Source organism: Pseudomonas sp. LB3P25, assembly GCF_054897985.1.
Genome location: NZ_CM142711.1, coordinates 3,826,748 through 3,846,251 on the forward strand (window position 1 = coordinate 3,826,748; position 19,504 = coordinate 3,846,251).

17 protein-coding genes are annotated in these 19,504 nt (G+C 59.7%); 15 read left to right on the forward strand and 2 right to left on the reverse strand.

Translation table 11 applies throughout. The features are described 5' to 3' along the window. Window positions 1–81 precede the first annotated feature (81 nt). The 5 genes from ACYZTW_RS17355 to ACYZTW_RS17375 all read left to right on the forward strand — a co-directional run bounded on the left by ACYZTW_RS17355 (window position 82) and on the right by ACYZTW_RS17375 (window position 6,004). Window positions 82–747: a response regulator transcription factor gene (locus ACYZTW_RS17355; protein ID WP_462001038.1), complete on the forward strand. Its 666-nt coding sequence runs from the start codon at window positions 82–84 to the stop codon at window positions 745–747. Continuing rightward, window positions 737–2,173, forward strand: coding sequence for a sensor histidine kinase (locus ACYZTW_RS17360; protein ID WP_462001039.1), 1,437 nt, complete (start codon window positions 737–739; stop codon window positions 2,171–2,173). Before ACYZTW_RS17355 ends, ACYZTW_RS17360 begins: the two co-directional genes overlap by 11 nt. A 148-nt stretch (window positions 2,174–2,321) precedes the next feature. Continuing rightward, window positions 2,322–3,335 (forward strand): iron ABC transporter substrate-binding protein, encoded by a 1,014-nt coding sequence (locus tag ACYZTW_RS17365; protein ID WP_462001040.1) that lies wholly within the window; start codon window positions 2,322–2,324, stop codon window positions 3,333–3,335. Window positions 3,336–3,338: 3 nt separating this feature from the next. Next, window positions 3,339–4,937, forward strand: coding sequence for an ABC transporter permease (locus ACYZTW_RS17370; RefSeq protein ID WP_462001041.1), 1,599 nt, complete (start codon window positions 3,339–3,341; stop codon window positions 4,935–4,937). Then, a complete protein-coding gene (locus ACYZTW_RS17375; RefSeq protein ID WP_462001042.1) occupies window positions 4,934–6,004 on the forward strand; it encodes an ABC transporter ATP-binding protein in 1,071 nt (356 codons plus the stop codon). Before ACYZTW_RS17370 ends, ACYZTW_RS17375 begins: the two co-directional genes overlap by 4 nt. 10 nt (window positions 6,005–6,014) lie before the next feature. Here the strand turns inward: ACYZTW_RS17375 and ACYZTW_RS17380 are convergent, their stop codons facing one another. After that, complete coding sequence (locus ACYZTW_RS17380; RefSeq protein ID WP_462001043.1) at window positions 6,015–6,962, reverse strand: site-specific integrase; 948 nt, start codon at window positions 6,960–6,962, stop codon at window positions 6,015–6,017. Between the two features lie 389 nt (window positions 6,963–7,351). Between ACYZTW_RS17380 and arnB the strand changes: the two genes are divergently transcribed. The 10 genes from arnB (at window position 7,352) to ACYZTW_RS17430 (ending at window position 18,429) form a co-directional block, all read left to right on the forward strand. After that, window positions 7,352–8,500 carry a UDP-4-amino-4-deoxy-L-arabinose aminotransferase gene (gene arnB, locus ACYZTW_RS17385; RefSeq protein ID WP_462001044.1) on the forward strand — a complete coding sequence of 383 codons (1,149 nt, stop codon included), beginning with the start codon at window positions 7,352–7,354 and terminating at the stop codon, window positions 8,498–8,500. Next, complete coding sequence (gene arnC / locus ACYZTW_RS17390) at window positions 8,497–9,516, forward strand: undecaprenyl-phosphate 4-deoxy-4-formamido-L-arabinose transferase (protein ID WP_462001045.1); 1,020 nt, start codon at window positions 8,497–8,499, stop codon at window positions 9,514–9,516. The genes arnB and arnC overlap by 4 nt, the downstream gene beginning before the upstream one ends. After that, window positions 9,513–11,504 (forward strand): bifunctional UDP-4-amino-4-deoxy-L-arabinose formyltransferase/UDP-glucuronic acid oxidase ArnA, encoded by a 1,992-nt coding sequence (gene arnA, locus ACYZTW_RS17395; protein ID WP_462001046.1) that lies wholly within the window; start codon window positions 9,513–9,515, stop codon window positions 11,502–11,504. The genes arnC and arnA overlap by 4 nt, the downstream gene beginning before the upstream one ends. Next, on the forward strand, window positions 11,504–12,388 hold the full coding sequence (arnD, locus tag ACYZTW_RS17400) for a 4-deoxy-4-formamido-L-arabinose-phosphoundecaprenol deformylase (RefSeq protein ID WP_462001047.1): 885 nt from the start codon (window positions 11,504–11,506) through the stop codon (window positions 12,386–12,388). Before arnA ends, arnD begins: the two co-directional genes overlap by 1 nt. Beyond that, window positions 12,385–14,034 carry a lipid IV(A) 4-amino-4-deoxy-L-arabinosyltransferase gene (gene arnT, locus ACYZTW_RS17405; protein ID WP_462001048.1) on the forward strand — a complete coding sequence of 550 codons (1,650 nt, stop codon included), beginning with the start codon at window positions 12,385–12,387 and terminating at the stop codon, window positions 14,032–14,034. The genes arnD and arnT overlap by 4 nt, the downstream gene beginning before the upstream one ends. Next, window positions 14,031–14,375, forward strand: coding sequence for a 4-amino-4-deoxy-L-arabinose-phosphoundecaprenol flippase subunit ArnE (gene arnE, locus ACYZTW_RS17410; RefSeq protein ID WP_462001049.1), 345 nt, complete (start codon window positions 14,031–14,033; stop codon window positions 14,373–14,375). The genes arnT and arnE overlap by 4 nt, the downstream gene beginning before the upstream one ends. Then, window positions 14,372–14,773: a 4-amino-4-deoxy-L-arabinose-phosphoundecaprenol flippase subunit ArnF gene (arnF, locus tag ACYZTW_RS17415; RefSeq protein WP_462001050.1), complete on the forward strand. Its 402-nt coding sequence runs from the start codon at window positions 14,372–14,374 to the stop codon at window positions 14,771–14,773. The genes arnE and arnF overlap by 4 nt, the downstream gene beginning before the upstream one ends. Beyond that, a complete protein-coding gene (locus tag ACYZTW_RS17420) occupies window positions 14,770–16,149 on the forward strand; it encodes a UDP-glucose dehydrogenase family protein (RefSeq protein ID WP_462001051.1) in 1,380 nt (459 codons plus the stop codon). The genes arnF and ACYZTW_RS17420 overlap by 4 nt, the downstream gene beginning before the upstream one ends. Continuing rightward, window positions 16,146–17,744: an ArnT family glycosyltransferase gene (locus ACYZTW_RS17425; protein ID WP_462001052.1), complete on the forward strand. Its 1,599-nt coding sequence runs from the start codon at window positions 16,146–16,148 to the stop codon at window positions 17,742–17,744. The genes ACYZTW_RS17420 and ACYZTW_RS17425 overlap by 4 nt, the downstream gene beginning before the upstream one ends. Window positions 17,745–17,895: 151 nt before the next feature. After that, on the forward strand, window positions 17,896–18,429 hold the full coding sequence (locus tag ACYZTW_RS17430) for a GNAT family N-acetyltransferase (protein ID WP_462001053.1): 534 nt from the start codon (window positions 17,896–17,898) through the stop codon (window positions 18,427–18,429). Here the strand turns inward: ACYZTW_RS17430 and ACYZTW_RS17435 are convergent. Further along, entirely contained in the window at window positions 18,407–19,372 is a 966-nt protein-coding gene (locus ACYZTW_RS17435) for a LysR family transcriptional regulator (protein WP_462001054.1), read from the reverse strand. The genes ACYZTW_RS17430 and ACYZTW_RS17435 overlap by 23 nt on opposite strands. Between the last annotated feature and the right edge of the window lie 132 nt (window positions 19,373–19,504).

The following is a 19,504-nucleotide window of genomic DNA, read 5'->3' on the forward strand; positions in this document are numbered from 1 at the left end:
TTGTTTGCCCGACGGCTTGCCAGCGCGTGAGGGACATGCGATGAATGCCCTCCTGCGCAACGCCTGAACAGGGAGCGAGCGATGAAGGTTCTGGTGGCCGAAGACAATGTTTTGCTGGGCAACAGCATCAAGCGCGGGCTTGAGGAAGAAGGCTGGGTGGTGGACCTGGCCAGGGATGGCAAGGATGCGTTGTATTACGCCGAAGCCAGCGAATACGACGTGCTGGTGTTGGACTGGATGCTGCCGCAACTGTCTGGTCTGGATATGCTCAAGGTCCTGCGTGACAAAGGTAATGAGGTGCCGGTGATCATGGTCACGGCCAGGAGCGAGGTGGTGGATCGTGTCCAGGGACTGGATCGGGGCGCCGACGACTATCTGAGCAAACCTTTCGAAATGATTGAGCTGGTATCGCGCTTGAACGCCCTCTATCGACGCTCGATCGCCCGGGGTTCGAAATCGCTGTCACTGGGCAACCTGAGTATCGAACTCGACACCTTGAAGGTTCGCATCGGTGAACGGCCGTTGGAGCTCACGGGCAAGGAATACGATTTGCTGGTGGCACTCGCCGGCAAGGCCAATCAATTGCAGACCCGCGCGGTGTTGCTGGGGTTGCTCTACCCTTTCGACAGCGAGCCGGACAGCAACAGTCTGGACGTGCTGCTCAATCGCTTGCGGCGTAAATTGATCGGCGCCGACGTCGAGATTGAAACCATTCGTGGCAAGGGGTTGATCCTTCGTGTGGCGTAGCCTGGCGCTCAACATCAAAATCGCCCTCACCTTGTTTGTGGTGCAAGCGTGCGTTTTGCTGATCGGGTTTGTGTGGCTCAGTCACTGGGTGCAAAGCACCCGCCTTGATGAGTTGCGTCACCATCTCGATACCCAGTCGGACGTCATTGAATCGATGATCAGCGTCGAAGACGGTCGTCTGGTCTACCAGCGCCAGGGGGAATTCGCCTCGGAGCTGGACCAGGATCACGACCTGTACTTCGTTTTGTCGTCGGTCACCGGTGAACTTCTTCAGGATTCCCTGGGGCCGACCCCACCGATGCGCAAAGCGCTGCGCCAATCCATGGGTCAGGGCGGGGCCGACGACGAAGAAACGTTCCTGTTCGAAGTCGGTGACGAAAAGTGGATCGCTCAGATGGGCAATCTTGAGCGCACCAGTCCCGAGGGGCTGTTGACCGCCAAACTGTTGGTGGCCACCAATGCGCAACCGGTACTCGACGCAGTCGACGCCTTCAAGCGCGTGGTGGTGCTTGCCGCGCTCGGCATACTGCTGCTGACCACCCTCGGCAGTTTTTTCGTCGTGTCGTACTCCACTCGAAACCTGCGCAGCTTCGCCCGACAACTGCGCACATTGAAGCCGCCGGAGTTCACCCGTCGGGTGGTGTTCGAGCCGCATTCGGCGGAAGAAAAGCTGCTGTTCGACAGCTACGCGCAAATGGAAACCGCGGTCCAGGAGGTATTGGAACGCCAACGATTGTTTATCGCCAACGCCTCCCATGAACTCAAGACACCGATCGCCGCCGTGACCTCTGCCCTGGAGGTGATTCTGGCCCGGCCCCGACAAGCCGAAGACTACGCACAGACCTGCCGTGATGTGCTGGCCGAAATGCAGGTGCTCAAACGCCTGTCACTTGGCCTGCTGAACCTGGCGCAGCTGGAAGGCATCGCAGACACCGCCGGGCAGTCCAGCGTGCTGAATGACAACGTATTCGATGCCGTCGAGCGTTGGCGTAAAGCGGCGGAACACAAGCACCTCAGTCTTTCCCTGCAGTCGCTCGACGACGCCGGGGCCCGGGTGATGGGCACCCAGGAACAGTGGGAAGTGGTCATCGGAAACCTGTTGGACAATGCCATCAAGTACACCGACCCGGGCGGTGAAATTAATGTACTCGTTGCGCACCAGCCAGGCACTGGCTTCACAGTCGACATTTGTGACAACGGCATGGGCATGTCCGCCGATGAACTCAAGCAACTGGGCCAAATGTTCTTTCGCGCCGATGCGGCTCGCTCGCAAACGTCTTCGTTCGGGCTAGGCTTTGCCCATTGCAAACGCATTGTCGAGACACTCGGTGGCCACATCACCGTGCACAGCGCTCCAGGCAACGGCTCGCGAGTGAGCGTCTCGGTGCCCGACCCCACAAGCCAAATGACACGAATTAACGATTAAATTGACGTTTTTTTCTCATTTCAAGCACTACATTCGCCGCGCCTCAAACATGCAAATGATTCCTATTGATCTACACTCATCGACGATCTACCCTCGTCGACGCTGCCGAATTTGCGCGCACGATTAAAAAAACTGGAGCTGCCGACGCATGAATGCCCATTTACCCTCTTTCCTGAAAACAGCACTGCTGGCCACCGCTCTGCTGAGCGCCGGTCACGTGTATGCAGCCGATGCCGATGGCATCGTGGTCTACAACGCCCAGCACGAAAGCCTGACCAAATCCTGGATCGAGGGCTTTACCAAGGAAACCGGGATCAAGGTCACCGTGCGCAATGGCGACGACACCGAGATGGGTAATCAGATCGTGCAGGAAGGCGCTGCCTCCCCGGCCGACGTGTTCCTGACCGAAAACTCCCCGGCCATGGTGCTGGTCGACAACGCGGGGCTGTTTGCGCCGGTTGCGCCGGCCACCCTGGAACAGGTCGGCAATGCTTACCGTCCCGCCCATGGCAAATGGGTGGGGATCGCCGCGCGCTCCACGGTGTTTGTCTATAACCCGAGCAAACTGCCCGAAGCCGAGCTGCCCAAGTCGCTGATGGACCTCGCTGGCCCGAACTGGAAAGGTCGCTGGGGCGCTTCGCCGGCCGGTGCCGACTTCCAGGCAATCGTCGCCGCTGTGCTGGAACTCAAGGGTGAAGCCGCCACCCTCGAGTGGTTGAAAGGGATGAAAACCAACTATACGGCGTACCGTGGCAACAGCGCCGTGCTCAAAGCGGTCAACGCCGGGCAGGTCGACAGCGGCGTGATCTACCACTATTACAGCTTCGGCGACCAGGCCAAGACCGGCGAAAACAGCAAGAGCACCGCCCTGCACTACTTCAAGCACAAGGATCCGGGCGCGTTTGTCAGCGTCTCCGGTGGCGGCGTTCTGGCGTCCAGCAAACACAAGGAACAAGCCCAGGCGTTCCTCAAGTGGATTACGGGTAAAGATGGCCAGGCCATCCTCAAAACCGGCAAATCGTTTGAATACGCCGTGGGCAAGAACGCTGAATCCAATCCAAAACTGGTGCCTTTGCAGCAACTTGACGCGCCGACAGTCGATGCTTCAAAACTCGACAGTAAAAAAGCCGTGGAGTTGATGACTCAGGCGGGACTGCTTTAATTGATGCCTGAAACTTTGCCAGCGGGTATCGCTGAGGCGATACCCGCGAATTTGCGACGACGATCCCGCGGCCTCTTCGCGGGGCGTGGTGGCGCATGGGTGATTGGCTTGTCGGTGCTGGTTTCGCTGCTGTCGCTGCTGCCGATTGCCTTCGTCATCGGCGTATCGTTTCAGACAGGTTGGGCGACCCTCGTACCGCTGGTATTCCGGCCGCGGGTCGCTGAATTATTGATCAACACCGTTTTACTGGTGGTGATCACGATTCCGTTGTGCGTCACGTTAGGCCTGTCTCTGGCCTGGCTCAGCGAGCGCACCAATCTGCCGGGGCGGCGCTGGTGGTCGTTGTTGGCGACCGCGCCGCTGGCGGTGCCGGCGTTCGTTCACAGCTATGCGTGGGTCAGTCTGGTCCCGCCGATTCACGGGCTGTTTGCCGGGGTTCTGGTCTCGGTCATCGCCTACTTTCCGTTCCTGTACCTGCCGATTGCTGCGACGCTGCGCCGGCTCGATCCGGCCATCGAAGACGTTGCCGAATCGCTCGGCCTCAAACCCTGGGCGATATTTTTCCGCGTGGTGCTGCCGCAACTGCGCCTGGCCATCTGCGGCGGCGCCTTGCTGGTGGGCCTGCACCTGCTGGCCGAATATGGCCTGTACGCGATGATCCGCTTCGACACCTTCACCACGGCCATCTTCGATCAGTTCAAATCCACCTTCAACGGCCCCGCCGCCAATATGCTGGCCAGCGTACTCGCCCTGTGTTGCCTGGTGATGCTGACCGCAGAATCGGCCGCTCGCGGCACGGCGCGTTACGCCCGGGTCGGTTCGGGAAGCGCTCGTGAACAGCGGGTGGTGCGCCTGAAATCCGGTACAACCCTCCTCGCGCTAACCGTGCAGGTCGTGACCTGCGCGCTGGCGCTGGGCGTGCCGCTGGTGACGTTGGGTAACTGGCTGGTGGCGGGCGGTACGCAGGTCTGGCAGATGGACGAGCTTCTGCCGGCGCTGGAACAGACGCTGCTGTTCGGCGTTGCCGGTGCCGCCCTGACCACCTGCGCCGCCATCCCGATTGCCTGGTTGTCGATTCGCTCTCCGGGCCGGTTGCAACGTGTGCTGGAAAGCTGCAACTACATCACCAGTTCGTTGCCGGGAATCGTCGTTGCCTTGGCATTGGTGACCGTCACCATCCATTTCGCCCGGCCGATTTACCAGACGACCATCACGGTGTTGCTCGCGTATCTGCTGATGTTTTTGCCCCGCGCCCTGGTGAGTTTGCGCGCCGGGATCGCGCAGGCGCCGGTAGAGCTGGAAAACATGGCCCGCAGCCTCGGCCGCTCGCCTGCTCGGGCATTGTGGCTGATCACCCTGCGCCTGGCCGCGCCCGGCGCTGCCGCTGGCGCGGCGCTGGTGTTTTTGGCGATCACCAATGAGTTGACCGCCACCCTGCTGCTCGCCCCCAACGGCACGCGCACCCTGGCCACCGGATTCTGGGCCATGACCAGCGAAATCGACTACGCCGCCGCTGCGCCCTATGCCCTGTTGATGATCTTGCTGTCGCTTCCGTTAACCGGACTTCTTTATCACCAATCCAAACGAACGGCTGGCCGATGAACGCTCTTGAAATCCATTCCATTTCCAAGTCCTACGGCTCCCATCAGGCGCTGGAGAACATCAACCTGTTGGTGCCGACGGGCAGTCGAACGGTCATCGTCGGCCCGTCTGGCTCAGGAAAAACCACGTTGTTGCGGATGATCGCCGGCTTCGAATTTCCGGACTCGGGCCATCTTTCACTCAATGGTCAAACGCTCGTCGACGACACCCACGAAGTCCCGGCGCATCAGCGCTTGATTGGCTATGTTCCCCAGGACGGCGCCCTGTTCCCGCACATGACCGTGGCCGCTAACATCGGTTTCGGGCTTTCGACCAAGGGCCACGCAAAACAGGAGCGAATCGCCGAGTTGATGGACAGCGTGGCGCTGGATGCGAACATGGCCGGCCGCTGGCCCCATGAACTCTCCGGCGGCCAGCAACAACGCGTGGCACTGGCGCGGGCGCTGGCGCAACAACCCCTCTTGATGTTGCTGGATGAGCCGTTTTCAGCCCTCGACACTGGGCTTCGGGGCGCCATGCGCAAGATGGTCGCACGGCTACTGACAGACGCCGGCGTGACCACCATTCTGGTCACCCATGACCAGAGTGAAGCGTTGTCGTTTGCCGATCAGCTGGCGGTGATGCGTGACGGTCGACTTGTGCAGTCAGGCCATCCGCTGGATCTTTACCGCTACCCCGGCGATGAACAAACCGCGCTGTTTCTGGGGGATGCCGTGGTCATGCCCGCTAGAATCGAAGCCGGCTGGGCCCATTGCGATCTCGGTCGCATACCGGTGAACAACCACCGGAACAACAAATCGGCGCAGATCATGCTGCGTCCCGAACAACTGCAACTCGTCAGCATCCAGCCCAGCCCAACCGAGGTTGCCGGGTGTCGTGCCGTTGTGACCGAGCGGGATTTCAGCGGCAATACCTGCACGTTGACGGTGGAATTGGAGTCTTTCGCTTCCGGGCAACAGCCTGGTCGATCATTAATGGTGCGCAGTTCGGGCCTGTATGCGCCACCCGCCGGCAGTGCGGTTCACGTCTCGACGATCGGCCATGCCCACGTACTGAGCGAATCTTGAACCCCGTCCATCAAAGATCGAACCGGTCCACGGCCCTACGCCGCTCGTTGTCATCGCGCACATCGTAGTTGGCCGTTGTCTGGATGTTGCTGTGATGGGCGAGTTTCTGGGCTATCGACAAGTCGTACTCCTCAATCACTCGGGTAATGAACGAACGTCGAAAATCATGCGGCATGATTTTCACCCCGACCTGCGCGCCCCGTTGTCGGGCGATGTAATAGATCGCATGTTTGGTGATGCGCTCGCGGGTGATATGACTGCCGCGGCGGATGCGGTTGAACAGGAACGGATCGTCCGTTTCGCCCTCCTTCAGTAGCGAGCGCCGCAGTTCCAGCCAGTCATTGAGTTTGGCGAACGCCCAGGCCGGTGCGTACTTGATCAATTGCTTGTTGCCCTTGGCGGTCACACGAAGGCTGCGCTCGGTGAAATCGACCTGATTCAGGTCCAGGTTCACCGATTCCGATTTGCGCATGCCTGAGCCATACAAAATCCCGATGATCGCCGCATCCCTCAACCCTTGTGGCCGTGGATCGGCGGCGCAGACCGCCATCAATTCCTGGATCAGCGTGCGCCTGAGGTTTCGCCCCTGGGACAATCGCGTGCCGGCAATCCCCTTCACCGAACGCATTTTCAGCAAGTGTTCCTGACTGATCAGGCTCATGCGCCACGCCTCGTTCATCACCCCGCGTACCGCGTTGACGTACAGCGAAGAGGTGTTCGGCGCGTAGCCGTCCGTGCGCAAGGTGGCCACCAGTGCGATGACATCTTCGGGTTGCAGGTTGTGCCAGGGAATCTCCTCGACATTCATGTCTTCGAAGCCCAACCGGTCAGCGGCGTCCTGCAACACATAACGCATGGTCAGTTGGCTGGAGGGTGCCAGACGTGCCAGATACAGGGTCAACGGATTGGTCTTTGAGGGAATTGAGGGAATTGAGTCGGTAGCGGGTAAGTCGATCAAACGAAACGGCCTTCAGTGGAAACAGTTCATTAAACAACTAAGGATTGAAACATCCTTCATGTAAAGCAGGACACTTCTGTAGGACTTTCTACTGGAAAACTCGATGAACGGCAGGAGTCTGAACAGTGGCTGTATGACCTCCAGATAAACGATTCGCCGACCGGTTTTTCATGTTCCTTTCACAAAATCGGGAATAACCTCAATGGATCCCGCCTGTCTCTTTGCGAGGGACCAACCTGCCGACCATGGCAGAAAATGTCAACCGATGTAAAACGTCAGGTATTTCGAGTAACTAATTGATGCAGCTTTTGTTTTAGCGTCTACGCTTGCAATGGATCCAAATTTTTTTTAGCCTCACAGGCTATTCACTCTTCAGCCCCGAGGTGTCCATGAGTCAGGCTTTTCTCCCCTTCTCCCGCCCCAGTATCGGCGATGAAGAAATTGCCGCCGTAGAGCAAGTATTGCGCTCCGGATGGATCACTACCGGGCCGAAAAACCAGGAACTGGAAGAGCAATTCGCCAACTACGTGGGATGCCGTCATGCCGTAGCACTGTCCTCGGCCACCGGCGGGATGCACATCACTTTACTGGCATTGGGAATTGGTCCGGGCGACGAAGTCATTACGCCGTCCCAGACTTGGGTGTCCACCGCCAACATGATCTGCCTGCTGGGCGCGACACCAGTGTTCGTCGACGTTGATCGCGACACGTTGATGAGTGACCTGGCCAGCATCGAAGCAGCGATCACACCGCGCACCAAAGCCATCATTCCGGTGCATTACGCCGGTGCCGCGTTCGATCTCGATCCGCTTTATGCGCTGGCCGACAAACACGGCATCCCCGTCATCGAAGACGCCGCTCACGCCGCAGGCACCTTCTACAAAGGTCGTCATGTCGGCGCGAAAGGCACGGCGATCTTCTCGTTCCACGCGATCAAGAACATGACCTGCGCCGAGGGCGCCATGTTTGTCAGTGACGATGAAGGCCTGGCCAGTCGTGTGCGCATGCTCAAGTTTCACGGCCTCGGCGTCGACGCCTATGACCGCATGACTCACGGCCGCAAACCTCAGGCGCAGGTCATGGAGCCCGGTTTCAAGTACAACCTGGCCGACATCAATGCCGCCATCGCCTTGGTGCAGTTGAAGCGACTGGACGAAATCAACGCCAAACGCACGGCACTGGCCGGCACTTATTTGCAGCGACTGGAAGGTTTGCCGGTGCAACCCCTGGCCCTTCCAGCCTATGCGCAGCAGCACGCCTGGCACCTGTTCATCCTGCGTATCGACAGCGAGCGCTGCGGGCTGGACCGTGAAGCGTTCATGAAGGCCTTGCAGGAGCAGAACATCGGCACCGGCATTCACTTCATCGCCACTCACTTGCACACGTATTACCGCCAGCGCTTCCCCAACATTTACCTGCCCAACACCGAATGGAACTCGGCTCGGCTGTGCTCGATTCCGTTGTTCCCCGATATGACCACCGATGACGTCGATCGTGTGGTCGGTGCCATTGAAAACGTTATGGACTCAAGCCTGTGAAACCTTACCCGATCCGTTGCGTGTCGATCGTCATCCCGGTCTACAACGAGCAAGACAGCCTGCCGGAATTACTCCGGCGCACCGAAGCGGCGTGTCAGCAACTGCACCATGACTACGAGATTGTGTTGGTGGACGACGGCAGCCGCGACAACTCGGCGCAAATCCTCGAAGAGGCCGCCCATCGCGAGTGCAGCCCGGTGGTAGCGGTCATTCTCAACCGTAACTACGGCCAGCACGCGGCAATCATGGCCGGTTTCGAGCAGTGCAAAGGTGATGTGATTATTACCCTCGACGCCGACCTGCAAAACCCTCCCGAAGAGATCCCGCGGTTAGTGGCTCAGGCCGAGCTGGGTTATGACGTCGTCGCCACCGTGCGCAACAACCGTCAAGACTCGGCACTGCGCCGCTGGCCGTCGAAGCTGATCAACCTGGCCGTGCAGCGCTCAACCGGCGTCGCCATGACCGACTACGGCTGCATGCTCCGCGCTTACCGGCGAACCATCGTCGACGCCATGCTCGCCTGCCGCGAACGCAGCACCTTCATCCCGATCCTCGCCAACAGCTTCGCCCGGCACACCACGGAAATCGTCGTGCCCCACGCCGAGCGCGAACACGGCGAATCCAAGTACAGCCCGATGCGCCTGGTCAACCTGATGTTCGACCTGATCACCTGCATGACCACCACGCCCCTGCGTCTGCTGAGCATTGTCGGTTTTGGCATGGCGGCGCTCGGCGTGCTGTTCGCCATCGCACTGATCGTCTTGCGCCTGGTCTTTGGCGCCGGATGGGCAGGCGGCGGTACGTTCGTGCTGTTCGCCGTGCTGTTCGTCTTCACCGGCGGGCAATTCATCGGCATGGGACTGTTGGGCGAATACCTGGGTCGCATGTACGGCGACGTTCGCGCCCGCCCCCGGTTCTTTATTGAAAAAGTCCTGCGTAACCAACCCGCTGCCCCTGCTCCCGTTGTCACCGTTGACGGTCTCACCTCCATTTCTTCAGATCAGGTTCACTCATGAGTGCAAAAGCTGTTGTCTTCGCCTATCACGATATTGGCTGTGCCGGCATCGAATCCCTGCTTAATTGCGGTTATGACATTGCCGCTGTGTTTACTCATCCTGATGATCCAAAGGAAAACGCGTTCTACGGCTCCGTTGCGCAACTGTGCGCACGCAAGGGCATCCCGGTGCACGCCCCGGAAGATGCCAACCACCCGCTGTGGATCGAGCGCATCAGCAAGCTCAACCCGGATTACCTGTTCTCGTTCTACTACCGCAACCTGTTGAGCGAACCGCTGTTGGCCACAGCCAGCAAAGGCGCCTTCAACCTGCACGGTTCGTTGTTGCCGCGCTACCGTGGTCGTGCGCCGGCCAACTGGGTGCTGGTCAACGGTGAAACCGAAACCGGCGTGACCCTGCACCGCATGGTCAAACGGGCCGATGCCGGCGCAATCATTGCCCAGCAAAAGGTCGCGATTGAGCGCAGCGACACGGCGCTGAGCCTGCACGGAAAATTGCGTCTGGCCGCTAGCGACTTGCTGCGTGACACGCTACCGGCGTTGCTTCAGGGCAAAGTCAACGAAACCCCACAGGACGAATCCCAAGCCACGGTGTTTGGCCGCCGCACCCCGGCCGACGGCAAACTGGTCTGGAACAAACCGGCGGAAGAACTGTTCAATCTGGTTCGCGCCGTCACCCAGCCTTACCCGGGCGCATTCTGCGCCGTGGGCGAACACAAGCTGATTGTCTGGAGCGCAGAAGTCGCCCAAGGCAATGAAGGTCAAGCGCCTGGTCGCGTCATCAGTGTCGACCCACTGCGTATCGCCTGCGGCGAAGACTCCCTGGTGATCACCGCCGGCCAGCGTAACGACAACGGTCTGTACCTCAGTGGCCCGCAACTGGCCAACGAACTGGGGCTGGTGGACGGTTCCGTGCTGCGTGGCGCCGAGTCCGGTCGTGCCCCGCGTCGCACGCGCGTGCTGATCCTCGGCGTCAACGGCTTCATCGGTAATCACCTGTCCGAGCGCCTGCTGCGCGACGACCGATACGAGGTGTATGGCCTGGACATCGGCTCGGATGCCATCGAGCGTCTGCGCAGTCACCCGAACTTCCACTTCGTCGAAGGCGACATCAGCATCCACTCCGAGTGGATCGAATACCACATCAAGAAGTGCGACGTGATCCTGCCACTGGTGGCGATCGCCACGCCGATCGAGTACACCCGCAACCCGCTGCGGGTGTTCGAGCTGGACTTTGAAGAGAACCTGAAACTGGTTCGCTACTGCGTCAAATACAACAAACGCGTGATCTTCCCGTCGACTTCCGAAGTGTATGGCATGTGCCAGGATCAGAACTTCGACGAAGACACCTCCAACCTCATCGTCGGGCCGATCAACAAGCAGCGCTGGATCTACTCGATCTCCAAGCAACTGCTCGACCGGGTGATCTGGGCCTACGGCCAGAAAGGCCTGAACTTCACGCTGTTCCGTCCCTTCAACTGGATGGGCCCACGCCTCGACCGCCTGGACTCGGCGCGTATCGGCAGTTCCCGCGCGATCACCCAGCTGATCCTGAACCTGGTGGAAGGCACGCCGATTCGCCTGTTCGATGGCGGTGAGCAAAAACGCTGCTTCACCGACATTGCCGACGGCGTAGAAGCCCTGGCGCGGATCATCGACAACGAGAACGACGCCTGCAACGGCCAGATCATCAACATCGGCAACCCGGACAACGAAGCCAGCATCCGCCAGTTGGGCGAAGAGCTGTTGCGTCAGTTCGAAGCGCACCCGTTGCGCGACAACTTCCCGCCGTTCGCCGGGTTCCGCGATGTCGAAAGCAAAGCGTTCTACGGCACCGGTTATCAGGACGTGTCGCACCGCAAACCGAGCATCGCCAACGCCAAGCGCCTGCTGGACTGGACGCCGACGGTGCAGATGAGTGAAACCATCGGCAATACGCTGGATTTCTTCCTGCGTGAAGCCATGCTCGAAATCGCGGACAAGCGCTGATGCAGGCAGGTCTGCGGATTGATGTCGACACGTACCGAGGCACCCGTGAGGGGGTGCCGCGGCTGCTGGAAATCCTCGATGAAGCGCAGGTCAAGGCGACGTTTTTCTTCAGTGTCGGGCCGGACAACATGGGGCGTCATTTATGGCGCCTGATCCGGCCGCAATTTCTCTGGAAAATGCTCCGTTCCAACGCGGCCGGCCTGTACGGCTGGGACATCTTGCTGGCCGGCACCGCGTGGCCCGGCAAACCGATCGGCCGTGATCTTGGGCATTTGATGCGTCAAACCGTGGCAGCCGGGCATGAAGTCGGCCTGCACGCCTGGGATCACCACGGCTGGCAGGCCAATGCCGGGCGCTGGAGCAACAAGCAGCTGATCGAGCACCTTCGCCGGGGCGTCGACACCCTCGCCGACATCCTCGGGCAAAACGTCGAGTGCTCGGCATCCGCCGGGTGGCGGGCGGACGAGCGCGTGATCGAGGCCAAGCAGGCGTTCGGTTTTCGCTACAACAGCGATTGCCGGGGCCAGAGCCTGTTCCGGCCGCGATTGGCCGATGGTGGCTTGGGAGCTCCGCAGATTCCGGTGGACTTACCAACGTTCGATGAGGTGGTGGGCCCCACCGTGGCGGCCAAGGACTTCAACGCTTTCATTCTTGATCGCTTCCACCCCGAAAAACTCAACGTCTACACGATCCATGCCGAAGTAGAAGGGATTCTGATGGCCAACGATTTTCGTCAACTGCTGGCCGATGCGCGCCGGCAAAACATCCGTTTTCAACCCTTGGGCGATCTGCTGCCCGAGGTGCCCGACACCTTGCCGGTTGGCCGAGTGCTGCGTGGCGTGCTCGAAGGACGCGAAGGCTGGTTGGGAGTGCAAGGCGTATGAGCAAGCGCTGGGCATTGCCGTTGTTGCTGGCCATCTTCGCTCTGGCGTACCTGCTGCCGCTGGGCAGCCATGGCTTGTGGATTCCCGACGAAACCCGCTACGCCCAGATCAGCCAGGACATGCTCCTGAGCGGCAACTGGGTGTCGCCGCACTTCATGAGCCTGCGCTATTTCGAAAAACCGGTGGCCGGTTACTGGATGATCGCCATCGGCCAGGCGCTGTTTGGCGACAACCTGTTCGGTGTGCGGATCGCTTCGGCCCTGAGCACCGGGCTCAGCGTGTTGCTGTGCTACCTGATTGCCCGCCGGCTCTGGAACGAACCGCGCAAAAGTTTCGCCTGCGCGCTGCTCTACATGAGTTTCATGATCGTTGCCGGCCAAGCCGGTTACGCCAACCTCGATCCGCAATTCACGTTCTGGGTCAATCTGAGTCTGGTTGCCTTATGGTTTGCCCTCGACAGCGTCAGCCGTGGCCAGCGCCTGATCGGTTGGGCGGCGTTGGGCCTGGCCTGCGGCATGGGGTTCATGACCAAGGGTTTTCTCGCCTGGCTGCTGCCGGTGCTGATCGCCCTGCCCTGGATGATCTGGCAAAAACGCTGGCGTGAACTGCTGAGCTACGGGCCGCTGGCGATTGTCGTGGCCATCGCCGTCAGCTTGCCGTGGGCCTTGGCGGTGCACGCGCAGGAGCCCGATTACTGGCGGTTCTTCTTCTGGCACGAACACATTCGCCGTTTCGCCGGCGACGATGCCCAGCATGACGCGCCGTGGTGGTTCTATTTGCCGTTGCTGGTGGCGTTCAGTCTGCCGTGGGCGGCGTTGCTGCCGTTGGCGCTGAAGCAGGCGTGGGACACACGACGCCAGGCCAACATCGCTTTCCTGCTGCTGTGGCTGCTGATGCCGCTGATTTTTTTCAGCCTGAGCAACGGCAAGCTGCCGACCTATATCATGCCGTGCCTGTTGCCGTTGGCGTTGCTGCTGGGCCACGCACTGGTGGACCGCTTGAAGCTTGAGCAAGGCCGGGTACTGGGCATCAATGGTCTGCTGAACCTGATGCTGGGCCTGACAATCCTGGTGGCCCTGGTCTACCTGCAACTGAAAAAACCGCTCTACAACCATGAACTGCACAACCTGGTGCTGGTGTTCATCGGTTTGATCGGCTGGATCATGGCCAACCTGCTGCAAGCCTTCAGACCTCTGCAATGCTGGGCGGCGCCGGCTTTCGGCAGCCTGCTGCTGATCGGCCTGTTGCCGGCCGGGCTGCCCGATTCGGTGGTCGCCAACAAGATGCCCGATCAATTCATCCTCGAGCATGCCCAGGAACTCGGCCAGACCGACCAGTTGCTGAGCAACGACCTCGGCGCCGCCGGAGCCCTGGCCTGGCGTCTGAAACGCCCGGACGTGGCGTTGTACAACACGATAGGCGAATTGAAATATGGCCTCGCCTATCCTGACGGCGCACAGCAGCAAGTCGACCCGAACCAGGTTCATGCGTGGATGCGCGAAGCCCGCCAGAGCGGTTCGGTCGGCGTGGTCATGCGCATCAAGGGTGACGACGAGTTGCGCGAAATCGAACGGCTGCCCAAGGATGGCAAGCGCTATGAACAAGGCAACATTGTGATTCTGATTTTTCCTCAGGAGGCGTCATGAGCCTGTTATTGCTCTTGACCGCCTGCCTGCTGACCTGCCTGGGCCAGATCGCCCAGAAATACGCCGTTGAAAGCTGGCGCTACAAGACGTCGGGCTGGAGCGAGAAACTGCGTTCGCCGTGGTTGTGGCTGGCGCTCGCCTCTCTGGGATTGGGCTTGCTGGTGTGGCTGCTGGTGTTGCAGCGCCTCGAAGTCGGCATCGCCTACCCGATGCTGAGCCTCAATTTCGTATTGATCACCCTGGTCGCCCGCTTCGTTTTCCACGAAACCATCGACCGTCGCCACTGGTTCGGTGTGGCGCTGGTGATCGGTGGCGTGGTGCTGCTGGGGCAACACACATGAACCTGCGTCGCGGAATCACCTTCGCGCTGGGCAGCGTGCTGCTGGTCAGTGCCGCGCAACTGGGCATGCGCTGGAGCATGAGCCGCCTGCCATCGCCCGAGCACTGGTTCACCACCAGCATCGATCTGTCCGCTGTCGCCGTGGTGCTGGTCGCCATTCTCGCTTACGCCCTGTCGATGCTCAGTTGGCTTGCCGCTCTGCGGGATTTGCCGCTGGGCCGGGCTTATTCGCTGCTGAGTATCAGCTACGCGCTGGTGTACCTGCTGGCCGCCAGCCTGCCGCTGTTCAACGAAGCGTTCAGTCTTACAAAAACCATCGGGGTGGCCTTGGTCATCCTCGGTGTCATTACCATTAACTCTCGGCCTGCTCGCGTGCGCGAACTCAGGAGTGCCCCATGAAAATCAGTGTATTTGGTAGCGGTTACGTTGGTCTGGTGCAAGCCGCCGTCCTGGCAGAAGTTGGCCACGACGTGGTCTGCATGGACATTGACGAGAAGAAAATAGAACTGTTGCAACAAGGCCACGTGAGCATTTTCGAACCGGGGCTGGCCAGCCTGGTGCGCGAAGGCCTGGACGCCAAACGTCTACAGTTCACCACCGACGAAAAACTCGCAGTGCAGCATGGTCAGGTGTTGTTTATCGCGGTCGGCACACCGTCCCGGGACGATGGTTCGGCGGATCTGAGTCATGTGCTATCGGTGGGAGAAGCAGTTGCGCGTCATCGTGAGCAACCGGTGATTCTGGTGGAGAAATCCACGGTGCCGGTGGGCACGGGTGACACCCTGCGCGCGCATATCGACAAGTGCCTGATCAAGGTCGGCCGCTTGCTGCAGTTCGATATCGTCTCCAACCCGGAATTTTTGAAAGAAGGCTCGGCCGTGGCCGATTGTCGGCGCCCGGACCGGATCATCATCGGCTGCGAACGCGATGAAGTGCGTGACGTGATGCGTGACCTCTACGCGCCCTTCAACCGCAACCATGACCGGGTCATGTTCATGGACCTGCGCAGCGCCGAGCTGACCAAGTACGCCGCCAACTGCATGCTGGCGACCAAGATCAGCTTCATCAACCAGATCGCCGAACTGGCCGAACACCTGGGCGCCGACATCGAATCGGTGCGCCTGGGCATCGGTGCCGATTCGCGCATTGGCTACCACTTCATCTACCCCGGTTGCGGTTATGGCGGCTCGTGCTTTCCCAAGGACATGCGCGCGCTGATCCACAGCGCTGAAGAGGCGCATTGCTCCAGCGATCTGCTGCAAGCGGTGGAAGCAATCAACGAGCGTCAGAAGCACAAGCTGTTCGAGCGCATCAACGCGTTCTACAAGGGCGATTTGCGCGGCAGGACCTTTGCCGTGTGGGGGCTGGCGTTCAAACCGAACACTGACGACATGCGCGATGCACCGAGCCGGGTGCTACTGGAATCGCTGTGGGCTGCCGGGGCCAACGTCCGCGCGTTCGACCCGGAAGCCATGCAGGAAACCCAGCAGCTGTACCCCGATGAATCGAAGTTGATGCTCATGGGCACACCGGAATCGGTATTGTCCGGCGCTGACGCGTTGATCATCTGCACCGAATGGCAGCAGTTCAAGGCCCCGGATTTCAGCCTGATCCAACAGCGGCTCAACGCACCGGTGATCTTCGACGGACGCAACCTCTACGACGCCGATCGCCTGGCTCGCGCCGGCTTCAAGTACTTCCCGATGGGCCGCGGTGAATCGCGCAATCTGCCGATTCCGCATCAGCAGTGGCCCGCTGCTTCGGTCACCGCTTGATTGCGACATCACCTGGTATCCGCCGACAGTCTCTAGGCCTAGGGCTGTTGGCGCTGCTGCTGTTCAGCGCCGGGGTGTATCAGCAGGCGGTGATCGGCTTCGATTCGCGCTTCGTGCTGTTTGCTCAGGAAATGTTGCGCCACGGGCCGGCCTTTTTTCCGACTACCTATGGCCAGCCTTATGCCGACTATGCGGCTCTTTCGACGCTGTTCACCTGGCTGCTGTCGCTGCCGTTCGGACAGGTCAACAGCCTGAGTGCCTGGTTGCCGAGCGCCATTGCCGGGGCGGTGATCGTCACGTTGATGTACCGGTTGCTGGCGCCCTACTCCCAGCGCTGGGCGTTGCTGAGCATCGCCCTGATGCTGCTGACCAACACCTTTGTCACCGAAGCCCGTGCCGTGTCCCTGGATTTGATGCTCGCGGCGGTGGCTTTTTCAGTGTTCTACCTCGGCTATGCCGCCGATCATTTCGCAGCAAAGCGCCGGTGGTGGCTGATCTTTACCTTGTTGCTGCTGGGTTTCGGGATTCGCGGGCCGATCGGGCTGGTGATTCCCACGGGCATGCTGTGCAGCTATTTCTTGCTCAATCGACAATGGCAGCATTTTTTTGGTTTTGGCCTGATGGCGTCGGTGCTGCTGGCCGTGTCCGTTGGCGTACTGCTGTGGCTGGCGGAAACCATCGGCGGCCCGGACTTCATGCACGACGTGGTGCGCATGCAGTTCATGGGGCGCCTGGACGGTAGCGAAGGCGTCAGCGGTTCGCTGTATTACTTCACCGGCTCGATGGGCAACTATGCGCTCGCGTATCCGTTGGCGTTGTTGGTGCTGGCCGCCGTCTGGCTGACAAATCCGCGGCAGACGGGTCCTGCGTTGCGCCTGTTGCAGCACTGCACGGTGGCCGGCCTGATCGTGATGGTCGGGCTTTCGATCCCCCAGGCAAAAAAGGCCCGCTACCTGCTGCCGATGTTGCCCATGGCGGCGATCATTGCGGCGTATCCGTTTCAGGTGGTGCAAGGTCGGGTATTCGTGTGGTTGCGAGGTTTGATGCAAGGGCTGTGGCTAGTGGTCCCTGCCCTGTTGATCGGCGGACTGCTGGTCGCCCAGCGACGGTTTCCCGATGAACTGACGACGCTGACTTCGATACTGATCATTCTCGGCGTGCTGCAAGTCATTGCCCTGGCAGCGTTTGTACGACCGCGCTGGCGGGCGCAAACACTTGCCTTTTGCGCAGTCCTGGCGCTGTGGTCGGTGTATGTTTTGGTGTTCGAGCCGGTCGAACGTCAGCTCTACGACACCCGGACCTTCAGCCGCTCGGCATTTGCGCTCGTGCAGAAAGACCCGGCGCCTCTGGTGCTGCACGGTATGGGCAAGGATGCCAAGGCCATCAAGTTCATGGTCAATATCGAGCAGGACTTGCAACCGGTTTTCACCGAATCGACCCAAGAACTGGAAAACCTTCAGGGACCCGCGTGGTTGATGATGGACCAGATCGATTACAACGCCCTGAAAGGTACGCCGCTGGGTGCATTGCCGCCCGTGTTGAGCGGCCGTTTCGACAAAAACGATTATGTCCTGCTGCACCTCAATCCCCTGTAGCAGTTGCCGAGCCTGCGAGGCTGCGTTCGGCGACGAAGTCGCCGCAAGACTTGCGCATGAGGTCTTCCTGAAACACCGCGTTGCCTGGGTTCACGACGACTGCGTCGTCGAACGCAGCCTCGCAGGCTCGGCAGCTGCTACAGTGACCCGCATGAATTTCGCTATTCGCCGTGCCCAACCTTCCGACGCCATCGCCCTCCCCGCCATCGAGCGCTCGGCGGCTGAGCTGTTTCGCTGCGAGCCTTCGTTGGCCTGGCTTGCCGATGCTGCGGTGACTGATGCCGAACAACATCAACGGGCAATAGAGACGAATGAGGTTTGGGTCACGCAATCCCCTGATGGCGTACTTATAGGATTTCTCAGCGCGAGGGAAGTCGCCAACGAACTGCATATTCAGGAACTGTCCGTCAGACAACACTTTCAGGGCTGGGGCGCGGGTCGAAAGTTACTATTAACCGCGGTTGAGCATGCCCGAGATCGAGAACTCTATGGTCTGACGCTGACCACGTTCCGCGACTTGCCGTGGAATGAACCGTTTTATCAGCGCCTGGGTTTTGAAACATTGAGCCTTGCACAATTGGGTCCGCGATTAGCGACTGTATTAAACGACGAAGTCGCCCACGGCTTACCCGGTGATCGGCGATGTGCGATGCGTTTGCGCCTTAGAGCGGCGCCTTCAAATTAACCCCCAACGCCTGGGCAAACGCCTTCACCAACGGGCTGCGCACCGTGTTGTGCCGCAGGATCAGATTGAACGGCGTGACGATGTTGATCAGGTCCGGACGCACCGCACGGAACTGCCTTTGTTCCACCAGCGACGCGGCGTAATGCTGGGGAAGAAAACCTACGAAACGCCCGGTCTTGATCAACAACGCCACCGCTTCCACCTGGGTGGCTGAGGCGGAAAAGCTGTCGTAGTGGGCAAAGTTCAGTTTGTCGCGATGGATCGCATAGCGGTGGTTGATGCACTCGTAATCCTTGAGCACATGACTGCCGATTTCTGCGTCCGGCACCGAATACAACGGATGACCGACCGCACAATAAACTTCGGAGCGTTCTTCATAAAGCGCGTAGTAATCAAACTCTTCGCGCTTCTGATAAACAGGCACAATCCCCGCTACTAACCGCCCCTCTACCACGCCCCTTTCCACCTCATCCAACTGAGAGGCCTGAAGTTGAAACCTGACCTTGGGCGATTCTTCTTTAATCCTCCTAAGCGCCGCAACTAACGGCGAATTAACATCGGAAATCGTATTATCAATAACCCCCACACCAAGATCACCGATAAGTTCATTTTGCGCTGAACTAAGCCGATCACGAAAGTTATCGACCGAGGCAAATAAATCAATGGACGCCTGATACACCAGACGACCCTCTTCGGTCAGGTGAAACCCCTCTCGACCTCGGGTGCACAAGCGCATGCCAATGCGAATCTCAAGGTCAGAAATCTGTTTACTGATGGCGGCCAGTCCCACGTTCAGCTCGTTCTGGGCCGCACTGAAACCGCCGGCCTCGACCACGGCCTTGAACACTTTGAGCAGTTTGAAGTCCAGACCACTGAGGGCCAGCGGTGCCCGTTGTACCGGTTTTGGTGGCGGGTTTCCGGAATTGGAAAGTGGGGTTTCCATAATGCTTATTTACCTCTGGCGCCCTATTCAACACTCTGTGCTCAACAACAAAAATAGTGCTGGCCAATAATAATGAACACAGAAAACCAGGCTTGGCAACCGCTAATAAATCCCGCACATCAGTGCCAACTC